The 10,949-nt window shown below is 50.3% G+C and carries 7 protein-coding genes; 2 read left to right on the forward strand and 5 right to left on the reverse strand.

From position 1 onward, the window contains the following. Positions 1 to 566: 566 nt before the first annotated feature. Positions 567 to 1,583, forward strand: coding sequence for an HNH endonuclease signature motif containing protein (locus tag BVH01_RS24260; protein ID WP_139317775.1), 1,017 nt, complete (start codon positions 567 to 569; stop codon positions 1,581 to 1,583). 256 nt (positions 1,584 to 1,839) lie between these two features. Here BVH01_RS24260 and BVH01_RS24265 read toward each other — a convergent pair whose 3' ends face one another. From BVH01_RS24265 to BVH01_RS24790, 5 genes are all read right to left on the reverse strand, one after another. After that, positions 1,840 to 2,265 (reverse strand): hypothetical protein, encoded by a 426-nt coding sequence (locus BVH01_RS24265; protein WP_139317776.1) that lies wholly within the window; start codon positions 2,263 to 2,265, stop codon positions 1,840 to 1,842. Positions 2,266 to 2,803: 538 nt separating this feature from the next. Further along, positions 2,804 to 6,682 carry a hypothetical protein gene (locus tag BVH01_RS04980; protein WP_139317777.1) on the reverse strand — a complete coding sequence of 1,293 codons (3,879 nt, stop codon included), beginning with the start codon at positions 6,680 to 6,682 and terminating at the stop codon, positions 2,804 to 2,806. A 644-nt stretch (positions 6,683 to 7,326) separates the two neighbouring features. After that, the gene (locus BVH01_RS04985) at positions 7,327 to 8,136 is read right to left on the reverse strand and encodes a DUF3037 domain-containing protein (RefSeq protein ID WP_075929278.1); all 810 of its coding nucleotides are present in this window, start codon (positions 8,134 to 8,136) and stop codon (positions 7,327 to 7,329) included. Further along, positions 8,133 to 8,876 carry a HipA family kinase gene (locus tag BVH01_RS04990; protein WP_075929279.1) on the reverse strand — a complete coding sequence of 248 codons (744 nt, stop codon included), beginning with the start codon at positions 8,874 to 8,876 and terminating at the stop codon, positions 8,133 to 8,135. The genes BVH01_RS04985 and BVH01_RS04990 overlap by 4 nt, the downstream gene beginning before the upstream one ends. Positions 8,877 to 8,964: 88 nt before the next feature. After that, the gene (locus BVH01_RS24790; protein ID WP_075929280.1) at positions 8,965 to 9,168 is read right to left on the reverse strand and encodes a hypothetical protein; all 204 of its coding nucleotides are present in this window, start codon (positions 9,166 to 9,168) and stop codon (positions 8,965 to 8,967) included. A gap of 488 nt (positions 9,169 to 9,656) precedes the next feature. Between BVH01_RS24790 and BVH01_RS24275 the strand changes: the two genes are divergently transcribed. Continuing rightward, entirely contained in the window at positions 9,657 to 10,931 is a 1,275-nt protein-coding gene (locus tag BVH01_RS24275) for a hypothetical protein (protein WP_139317778.1), read from the forward strand. Positions 10,932 to 10,949 lie beyond the last annotated feature (18 nt).

The raw sequence follows: 10,949 nt of genomic DNA on the forward strand, positions 1-10,949 counted from the left end.
GTACTCATACACTGAATAACGACCCATAAGGTGATCTATCAAATCGCAATCGGCAGTCGTGATACCTACTAGCTTGCGAAGACGCCCCTTCGTCGTAAAATCCTTTCGAAAGCGAAGCACCGCCTCGTTGATCAGTATCATTTCCACAGTGCGCTTAACTATGATTCTGAAGTCGCGGCAAGCGCCCTTGTCGGAATTCTCCAAATTAATGCCCATCCAGTTGCGCGATGGCTGTGACTTGATGGATGTGATCGGGCGACGCTTACGAGCTCAAGCAGCGGAATAAAAGAGAACAGGCGCCGTGGAGGCGTCCATTTTGCGTGGCATGGACTGTTCGTGAACCGTAAAAACGCGCCCCCAAAGCATCAAAAGCACGCCAAATATTCAGCCAGAAAAAAATAAATCTATCCCCATCGTTGCCCATTTCCCTCATAGATCTCGTACATTGCTTTACACCTGCCAAACTAAAGAAGTCTCAGTGTTGCCTCCAGAGCCCGTTTACTTCTACAGTAAGAACTGCCTGCTTCTAGGCCAGTAAAATAAACCGCTATTCCAGGGGAGTGGAAATGGCATCTAAACGCACTAGCATATCAGCAGACCTTACAACAAGATTATTGTACGAGTCTGCATTCACCTGTTGCGTCTGCAAGGATCCTAAAGCAGATGTTGAAATTCATCACATAGATCACGACCCATCCAATAACGTAGAAACAAATCTGGTGGTGATTTGTAAGAATTGTCACTCAAAAGCTCATTCTACGAATTCCATGGCGCGAAACTTAACTCCCAATCGACTGAAAGCCATAAAAATTCGCTGGTTATCCGAAGTAAAACTTAATGCGTCCAAAGCAATGCTCCCAAGCTCAAACATGGAGCAAGCTATGTGGACCTTTATAAATCACCAGCGTTTGCCTGACGTCATGAGAGCCAAGGGCGTAAAATTCAACAGCAGCAGACTAACCCCTTTGATTAACAAGGGCATGTTAAACGAAGATGGCTTACCCATATTTCATTTGCCGCCTAAGAAAGGTGAGCTCTCTACCATCTATGATAGATTTGAATGGGATATATCCATGCAAATTCATGACTTATATAGAGATGCAGTTGACCGACTAATTATCAAATCAAACCCAATAGAACTTGGCGCAATATGGGGGCGGAAAAATATAAAGACTCTGGTTAAGCCAGGCGATATATGTTTTTGCCTGCGGGGCTTCAATTTTAGCCGGGGAGAAATATCTCGCGGCGAGGAAAATCGCCTAGTCGTAGGAAGATCAAAAGGAGTTGAAATAAGATTTATGGCGAATACTCGACATATGTGGGGTTACTCTGCAATTCTTTCAAATTTTGTTGGCAGCTCATTTTGCGCCGCCCTTCTTCTTGTAAAGAATATTTTTGTTGAGGATAAGTATTTGGTTGTCGAGGGAACTCCGCTAGCAATGGGAGCAGGTTTTTTGGGCACATATTACAACACCCCTCATAAGCTAAAGTATGGTTGGAGTGGCGGCAGCGTATTTTCGCGCGTGAGCTATCATAGTGACGTAGAAGAGTCTGACATCTTAGATTTCGACGATCTCTTTTAAAAATACACTTAGTTGATCCTCAACATGAAAACAAATCGACTATTTAAAAAAGGAACATCACAGATCGACCTCACCTACATTTCATTTCCTAGCTAATTTAAGTGCACTGCGGCGCACAAAGAAAAAAAGGGGGCGGATTTATTTTAGGAAAATAAATCCGCCCCCTTTTTCCAATGCAGCACCTCCAACGCCCGAATTAAGCCGAACCGCGGATAGGTTTAGTTTGAATTAGTTGTTAGGTTGCGCCACGCGTAATCTATCCAAAATAGTCCTGTGGCGTATCGATGGCTAGCGCTGCGTAGTCAAGTGCCTTAATCTTGCCCGAGGCGTCTTTACCATAGTTCTCAGGCTTCCTATCGGTCAGGTAATAAGGGAACGTATACGAAGAAAGATCGCCTGGTGACAGTGGGATGAGGCGCTCCATAACAACGAACCTACCCGACCAACTCCAAGAGAATATCGTGGCTAATTCATCGCGATCTTTAAACTGCTCGTACACCAAGATTTCCATCCAATTCGAAAAATTGGATTGGCGATTCGAAACTTTAAGAACTTTGTCTGGATGACCTAAAATCTCGTATGCGTCTCGACCTGTGCCACGGGCAATTAGGTTTTTGCACTCAAGCCATAAAGATTCGAACTGGCAGTCGGGAGAGGTATGTCGCGGAATATGGGCGGTCATGATTACTCTTCGGTTAGTTCGGTTCGCCATGGGCTGCTTATGCAGTCTAACGACTGGGTAAGTGGCGTACAATAGCTCAGCTAATGTACGCCCCAAGTGAGTGCAGTAAAGGACTTGAGGCAGTTGTTAAGCGCTTAGACTTGCGCACCCTTATTTTCTTCTTTCTCATTGGGCTGGAAATCCTTCCACCATCCAATGTGCTTGCAGTCGTAACAGATAAGATCCTGGGTGTCTTGGCCCATAATTTTTTCTTTTATAGGGGTACTTTTTGAACCGCATTTTGGGCAAATAGTATTTGTTCGAATCATTTTTATCCTCAGCGCGTTTTGGTTTGATCGGCATCCCTTGCCCTTTGATTGCTGCGTCAGAAACGCGACATGGGCAAACGAGAAAAAACGGTGATATCTGCACACAGATTACGAACTAGTTGGCAATGTGTCTATGGTCGACTTAGCTTGATTGCTCAGCCCGTAAATGTCCGCTGCCGATTGCCGCCGGTTAGGACGGGCAGCTACCGGCCAGCAGGAGTCGGGCTAGCCTATTCGAAACTACCAGTACGCTCGCGCTCTTCTTCGTCCTCTCGAAGCTCTTCCGTTGCGATTCTTCGTTCGAGGCTCGCTCTAGCTGTCGCCAATACTGGCTTCAGCTGTTCCTCGTTACCGAGACTCAGAGCATCGAGCAGCGGAATCCGTTTCTTCAGGATTTCGGCCAAAGACCCGGACCAGCCAGAAGGCGTAAACCGATTCAAATAGGCTTCGATTACAGCCTTCTTATCAGGAGCATTAGTGAGCACAGCGAGCGCGGCATCCGAAATAACCAACTCAGAATCGTCCGCAGAGTCGATATTGGTATGCTCTTCACTTGCTCGACTTCGGGTGTCGAATAGCTTGCAGCTCCGCGCCGCGAACACGTAACGATCAGGCGGCGAGGCATTACACCAATCGACCAATACGTCCACAGGGACAACGCTCAGAGCTGTCTCCTTCCGATCACTGTAAGGGCGTCCAATCACCGGCGACATCTGACGGTAGTAGGCTTCCTCACCAGGAACATAGATCGCGTCGAGCGCTTGTCGCGGCATGTGCCTGAGGAACAGCGAGATGGCGTCTTTGATGGCATCTCTAGCGGAATAACTAATTTCCATCGTGCGCGCAAAGGTAACTAGACCGTTCAAAACCTCCAGCGCTACTTCGGAAGAAGCTAATCGCTTCAGCGAAAACTCCAATATGCTCTCAATGCGGTAACCGCTATTGGCGCGATCCCCAAGAACCTTTCCCCACTCGGCTGAGCGCAGAAGATTCAGGCAGGTTATCGCGAGAGACTCCTTATACGCATCATCGTGATCTGACGCGCAGTAGACGACCATAGAGAGGACGTCGAGAAACACAGCACCTCCATCGGGCAGCAGTGCTATCGCGTAAAGCAACTCGCCAATCTCTTCAACAGAGAACGAGTCGGTTTGTCTGCCCATCCCGAGATAGGAGTATTGCCAGGCGGGAGTATTTCCAGCCTTGATTGATCGGTGGATTCGATTGTAAGCCGCTTGGTTCAGCGGTATGCAATGAAGGTCCATGATCCACTTGACCCAAATTGCATCAGTCACCGCGCTGTCGAGGAACTCCTCGGCACAAGCGGGAGATGCGTGATGCCAGCCGTTGATCAAGCCGCGTAGGAACAAGACACCGACTGCTCCGGGCGTGGCAGTGGCGATATGTTCCTTAGCCGCATCCAAAATCCATCTCGGGTCCGCAATCTGCTTTCCAACGCCAACCCCGAAAGGAAATGCATTGGCTCCTGACTTGGTTAAGATCAATTGCGGGAGTAATTCCAAGAGAAGGCCGTCAATGGTGGCAGCAGTCTCCCCAAGCTCCTCCACGGCCTGGTTTGATCTTCGGATTCGCTCACTAGTCGTTTTATCGAGCTGATCTGCATCATCGCCATCAAGATCCAGGTCGAAATGGTTCGAATCTAGAAGTCGAGCTCGAATCATGTCTGGTATAGCCTTCGGTTTGAGAAGCTCCACCAACTCGCGCAGCTCGTTCTGAACTGCCTCATCGCATTTGCCCGAGTCATAGCGAAGGATGCTTTTGACTCCAAACCAACCTTGAGGCCAGCTCACGACTGAAGCCAGTTCTTTTACGGCTGCACACACTTCTGGCCTCAGACTCGTGCCAAGCCAAAGTCCTCTTAAGCGTCGACCCAAAATAGATCTGCAACTTTCAGCAAGGTCGGACTTCTGCTTACCAATGTCGAGTGCCATGCGGAGGAACGGCATAAACCACGCCTCAACGTCTAATCGGGATTCCGGAGCCCATCCCTCGCTCCGCTTTCGAGCTCCGAAATCGAATCTGCTCACGGAGGTAAAATGCCCTGCCTCAAGGGCCGCATCGAGCAGCAACAGCCCCAACTGCTCTCGCTCGGCATCGCCAGACTTAAGCAGTTTTATGACGAACTCTGCCCTTTGATTAGGGGGGGCATTCGTACCTGATAGCACGCAGAAAAACAGAGACTTCAAAATTTCAACAATAGATTCGTGCCCCCCATTTTCGTTAGGGTCCAGCAAGGCAAACCGGACGAGAATATCGGCGGCCATATCGAAGTCTTCTTCTTCGAACGCGATGGCTTTCAACGTATTCGCATACTGAGCACGCTTGCTGTTTTCGCCCGAAAGGAAGCTAGGGACATTAGCAGCCCGTCCAATCGCCGCTAGGGCGATCTTTGGGGATACAGGCGCAATGTTGTGAAAGATCTCATGGCCAATGTCATTGAGAGTCGTTAGGTCGCCAAAACGCCCAGATGGCGAGAGCCAGTCCCGTATGAGCTCGGCGGCTTTTGCGCTTTCATGTAGGTAACCAAGTCGCCGCGAGAACGACCGGGCAACACGTTCGGTCGCGGTATCGACAAAGATGCTCACGATCTGCGATTTGGGTATCGCTTCTAATGCCTGGGCTGCAAGTCGATTGGCAATCGCGTGTGGCAAAACAGCACGCCATTTTCCACGCGCCTGTACGAGACCTCTTCGCTGTAGATCAACCACTTTTCGCTGTAGGGTGATCAATGAAACGTCAGCAACAACGGCAATTTTGTTGAGCTCTGAAACAGGCCCATCGTCCTCGCCGTCGAACGAGTACAAGATACTGGCCGCTTCCGCGCAGCTGAGGAGATCTTCATTCTCGGCGTTCTTTTGATGAAACAGGCGCTTGAACAAGTCAGTGTCTCGCAACCGCGCCAACTCACCAGTCGTCGTGACCGTCGCTGCCAACGCAAACGCGACGCGAGCATTACCGTCTGAGAATGCGGTGATCGTATCGACATCACTGAGCGATAGGACTGGATAACGCCGCTGAAGAAGCTGCTTGATTACGTCATCGGACGAGCCTTCGAGACGGTAGCACTTCGTGGCGTCTGGTAAATCGTCTCGAACGTCGTACTCAACAGTAACCAAACCTAGCTTGCTGCCAGACTTTTTCAGCAGCTCGGTGAGCCTCTGATGAGTGTCAGCTCCGCAGTTGTCCACGACGAGAACACAGTGACTTCCGTCTTCAATTAGCGCTTCGAGCATCGCTGAAGGTTGAGGCGAAGGCCCATCTGATAGGTCGGTGTACAGCACGTCATCAGCACTCAGCGCAGCTTGGTTCGTCTGTACACGTGGATCGAAAAGAGCCTGTACCAATCTAGTTTTGCCGACGCCAGATAAGCCGACAATGCGTACGCTTGCCCCCTTCGACAGGTCGAGACGCAGGCGATCAATAGTGGCCGAGACATTAATGCCCTTCTCCGCGTCAGGCGTGAACACTTTGACTCGATCATCAAGCAGATATTCTGAGTCGACGGTCGTCTCCTGGTATGCCCAGCCCGAGTATGGGCGCCAACCCACAAGTGGCTTGCCTAGCTCGTGTTTCACCCAAGCTGCGATCGCAGGGTGTTGCTCGACCCAGTCTGCGATCTTTCTTGCGTCATAGAAGGCAACATGCGGCGAGGAGCCGAGGCCGTTGGCCGACAAGCAAGCTCTCATTGCATTGAGTCGAAGATCGAGAGCGGATTCGGAGGTATCGTCTCGCGTCGCGGCGATGACGTAACTTCCTTTGGTCGTAGCGAGGTCGCGTATTGCTTGTCTTAGCACTCCCTTGGGCGCCATTTCCCCAGGTATCTTGCTGGGGGTGAACACCTCGGCCTTTACCTGAAAGGCTGTGTTGTCATTGGGTAGATAGCCAGATATCTCCAGTGGCGGATTTATCTCTACCCTGACGTCCACCCCTCCATCTTTTGCTCTTTGATCGCCACCCCAGGTGACGGCCGACTCGGAGCCCCCGTGCTTGCGAATCTCAGCCCGACACAATCTTGCGATCAGTGTGCGCGCTTGCTCATCGTTCAGGGCTTTTATGTCCGCTGTGTCTACGTGAAATAGTGTATGCATTTGGGGGGGCGTCAGGCCGACTGAGGCCTTAGCTTATAGCCTGAAGGCGCTTTTGGCGCAGCAAAGACTGGCGAGACGAATAGTCGAGGGTTGGTTCCATCCGGCTAGCATGGCTGCAAACCAAACCGGAAAATCCAGAGTGACCTAGAAACGCCTCAAGACCAGTAAAAGCGTAAGTAGCTTAGTGCAAGTAAAATAAGCTGAAAGCAGCGTCTTTGCTGGGCTGGAGCGAAATCTTAAGAAGTCTGTAAAAAGCTGGGGAGTCTACCGCCAGTGTACTGTTTTTTGTACCGAGAAACGTTCAGTTCTAGACACTTTACATCGGCTCCCTTGCGCATGGACGCAGGCGCGCAGCAACGAGTCCAGTTGTTCAGCCTGCCAGGTTAAGCGTGGCCGCTCGGAGTGCTAGCAGATCCAGAAGTGTGGTTCATGAATTTTGCTCAGATGCGAGCCGATTAGCGAGCCTATTCGGCTCATGAGATGAGCTGATAATGCCGGCTATTCGGCTCAGTGCCCAACCCCGACGACTGTCCGCAAGAAGGGGGCTTGAGCTTTTCTTCAAGCCACATGGGGTTTAGGCCAAGCTAAACATAAAAAGGCCCACATTTATCGGGCCTTTTATTGAGCAAGAAAGCTACTTGAGGCTACTGTGCGAAGCTCTGCGCGAAGGCGGCTATTTTCTGAGTGGCATGAAAGTCGACCAATTGCAGGCCGCGCTCTTGGATGCAGTCTTTGGCGACCTGTACTGCTTTCCTGTGGCGCGGTGAATCGTTCTCTGCCGGGGCTGCAACTGGGATCAGGACGTTCTTCAGCTCAATAATTCCTTCCTTCTCGGCACGCGCGAATTTCATCATCCACTGCTCGCAGTGATCGAGAATCGAGCTTGGTTCCGCTTGGTCAAAGGCCAAAGGCTTGATGGCAGCCACGGTCTCGTTACGGTGAACCAGAGGTAGATGCAGCTTAATCAGTTCACCGGTGAGGGTCTCGTCGCGGAAGCTACGAATAGAGGCCTCAATGAACAGGCTACGAATTTCACGCACCATAATTTCTTCGCGACGATCACGCGACATGCCTTGGCGGTCGATATACCGGCCAAACAGCTCATCAAGGGTCGCATCGAAGGTTTCCACTAGGATCGAGCGCATGGGGCTGAAGCGAATCAGCGACTCCTTGGGTTCAGTCAGAAAGCGGAAGTGGTTAACGATCTGCGATTCCTGGGCCTCTTTCGTCATCGCTTGAACAGCATCTAGTTCGTTCTGAGCTGTTTCCATGGCCTTAGCGAACAGGTTGTTGCATTCGAAGAAGTGATTGACCCGTTTCAGGTTTTTACGGGCAAGCCTGTACTCCATACGCCCAATAGCCGGGGCCGTGAGAACGATTCCGACGTTGGCAAATTCTTCGGTCTCGGCAAAAGGTGCAAAGCGCACGATGCTGTAAAGACAGGCGTATTTCATTGCAGGACGCTCCAGAACTCGTCCAAATTGCAGCGCATCAGGTTACTTTCAATTTCTTCGAGCAAAATTTCGAGTCGCTGATTGCCGATAGATTCGCACCATTCATCGGGTATGTCTGAGCATAGGTCATGAAGGCGATTGGCAGTGTCGTGCATCCGCTGGCTGTATTCAACTTTGTCGACCAAATCCAGGCGCCATGTCCGATTGCTCGGTCCGAACACATGGCTTTCAGCAAACTCTTGGGCATCCTGAGGCCACTGGAACGCCTGGTTATGGTCGATCAGCTGCAGCTGATTGTCTGTGCTGCACATCAGCAGATTGGGACGACCGCCTAGAGGGCCCAGCTGCCGATCACCGTTGCCAACCCAGTAATCAAAGATGTAAACGGCTTTTTGCAGGTCGACAGGAACCTGCAGCGCTTGTGAATACAACAGGTCGGCAGCGTCCGCGACATAGCCAAGCGCAAAGCTGTCTCCCTCCCCCAGGTAGCTGCGCGCTTCTGAGTTGTAGCGCAGCAGCGCGGGATCAATGTAGATATAGCCGTGCTCGGGGATTGGCAAGCTGAAGTCAGCGGCTAGGCGGGCACACAGCAGCTCGGCAATACGTTCGGCGGGCGGTAGTTCCAAACCCTTAGCTACATAGTGTTTGCCGTTGCTAGCTCGGCATAGGAAGGGGCGCGTCATGCCTCCCTCCAGTCGCCGGATGATCTCTACCGCTTCTATGTAGTTACCCTTTGCCATTGGTGAAATCCTTATGCATCAACTGGCCAGGCGCGATACTGGTCTTGCATCCTGCTGCACCATGCCCAGCTCTTTTAGAGCATTAAATTCAGCCCGTAAAGCGAGGTTGGAGGAGCGCTTTGGCTTGCGCGGCCGTATTGGTCGGCCTGGCCGTGGGGCCCTTGTATGCCTTGTCCCAGCCGGAGCTGTCTAGATTTTTGCCGGTTTGTTTGGCCACCAGCACGCCGCTGCCGCGCTTGTAGAGGCTGATAAAGCCATTGTTATTGCTGCCATCTGGCTGATTGATCAACATGCATCGCTTGAACACCTAGGCGTGGTGGCGGGTATCGTCGCCAGCGGGTTCCGGCAGTGGCAGGTCAAGCAGGCTGCCAAGCTCCGTGAGTAACGAAGGGTATTTGGCGCAATCAGTACCGCCAGCTTTGCTCCAGAGTCTGAGGGATTTGCCTAGGTTTTCCATCCCATTATTGCTCCGTCTACGAGAAAGACCGCAATCCTGACTGAGAGGTTAGAGCTTGGGTATGGCTTTGCAGGTCGACGTAGATTGCTGTGCATACACGCACTATTACAATCACTTATATAGGAATAGCTTGGCAGATTTCGTATTCGGATTGCCCGAAAAGTAACCGTGATGACTGGCGGCTGGCCGATATCGTAAAATAGTTTTTATTCGCATTTCTACAAGAGTGCGAGTCAATATCGGGGTACCGACTAGCAGTATAATTGCAGAGACCCCATAGCTACTGGATAGTACTTTCCCGTCTACTTAACAAGGACATAGATATGCAAGGGACATCAAGTTCAGCTGGTGCTAATTTTGCGAGACGCAACATTAAACGCCTGCTTGAGTACTGGGGGCCTATCACCGTTACCCTGAGTCTTTTAGGTACGGGCATTGGCGTTATAACACTGTATGTTTTCACTCGTGCAATTGGGCGAGTAGACTTATTCATGTTCGCAATAGATGCCAAGACTGCACTTGCGATCTGGGTATTAATTATAATCTTAATTAGTACTTTATACTTAATCTCACTAACAATGACTACTTGGTTCTATGGCGTTGCGGTCTCAATGTTTGGAAAAATCCCGAATAAGCTGGGCATGGTTGCAGCGTGGTTGCTGTTGCCTATATGGGGTGGATTCGGTTTTTTTATTGTATTGATTTTCTATTGCTCAGACTATCTCAACGCAAGTGCCTCCTTGGCAATCGTTTGCGCGGCCACGACTTTCACTTATGCGCTGCTTTTTCTCAGCAAAGGCTTTCAGCGTTTACTTAAAGACAATACGGTCGGAATGACTGACGGCGAAGTAGCTTATTTATTAATTTTTCAATGCTTGACAGTCTGCTTTACTGTTGTTTTGTCCGCAATTCCCGCATCGATAATACTGAATAGTTATGTTGGAGAGGATACATCAGAGGCTATTGCGTTTGTTGCAATTTTGACATTTGCTACGCTGGCCTTGAGCTTGGCTCCCACTTTAATTTTCTATATCTCGAAAGGAGCGGTATATTCGCGCGCCACCTATGGCTTTGTTGCTGCATTATTATTGCTTTTTCTGTTCTTGCTGCTTTCACGCGGCACGATGAGCACCATTACTTATGCCGCGGCGAAAGGCTTGCAAGTTAGGGAAACTGCGACTGCAAGATATATACTGGCGGATGACATGAATTTGTCCGACTTTGATAATTTGCAATGGCGTACTCGTCTGCATGAAAGCAAAAGAGTAGAGGTTCAAGCCTTTTCATTATTTTCGTTCGGGGATGTGCTTTTGCTTTGCCCTAGCGATTACATACGACTAGGACTTCACGACCTTCCTCGATTTTCTGAGTACTGTTTCCGCACGCAAAATAGTAAAGTTATTCGTAAGCCAGTGCGCCCAAATTATGCGCCCAAGTCCAGAACTACAACTTTTTGGGCACAGCACATGAACAATCTTGCAAGAAGCGCCGGTTTTACTTCGATCTCGCGCTCATCAACCGCTTGCCATGGTGAGCTAGCTAATACTGGGCGGAAGTTATTAATGAACACCTCCTGCCTAAGGATACGCCCCAAATAGTAAACCACTCTTGGGTTT

The sequence above is a fragment of the Pseudomonas sp. PA1(2017) genome (genome assembly GCF_001945375.1).
GTDB lineage: Bacteria > Pseudomonadota > Gammaproteobacteria > Pseudomonadales > Pseudomonadaceae > Aquipseudomonas.

What these genes read in the sequence shown, in the direction of transcription:
- BVH01_RS24790 (WP_075929280.1), bottom strand. Translation starts at nt 9,168, where the DNA reads ATGTTGATCAATCAGCCAGATGGCAGCAATAACAATGGCTTTATCAGC.
- BVH01_RS24260 (WP_139317775.1), top strand. Translation starts at nt 567, where the DNA reads ATGGCATCTAAACGCACTAGCATATCAGCAGACCTTACAACAAGATTA.
- BVH01_RS04985 (WP_075929278.1), bottom strand. Translation starts at nt 8,136, where the DNA reads ATGAAATACGCCTGTCTTTACAGCATCGTGCGCTTTGCACCTTTTGCC.
- BVH01_RS24265 (WP_139317776.1), bottom strand. Translation starts at nt 2,265, where the DNA reads ATGACCGCCCATATTCCGCGACATACCTCTCCCGACTGCCAGTTCGAA.
- BVH01_RS04990 (WP_075929279.1), bottom strand. Translation starts at nt 8,876, where the DNA reads ATGGCAAAGGGTAACTACATAGAAGCGGTAGAGATCATCCGGCGACTG.
- BVH01_RS24275 (WP_139317778.1), top strand. Translation starts at nt 9,657, where the DNA reads ATGCAAGGGACATCAAGTTCAGCTGGTGCTAATTTTGCGAGACGCAAC.
- BVH01_RS04980 (WP_139317777.1), bottom strand. Translation starts at nt 6,682, where the DNA reads ATGCATACACTATTTCACGTAGACACAGCGGACATAAAAGCCCTGAAC.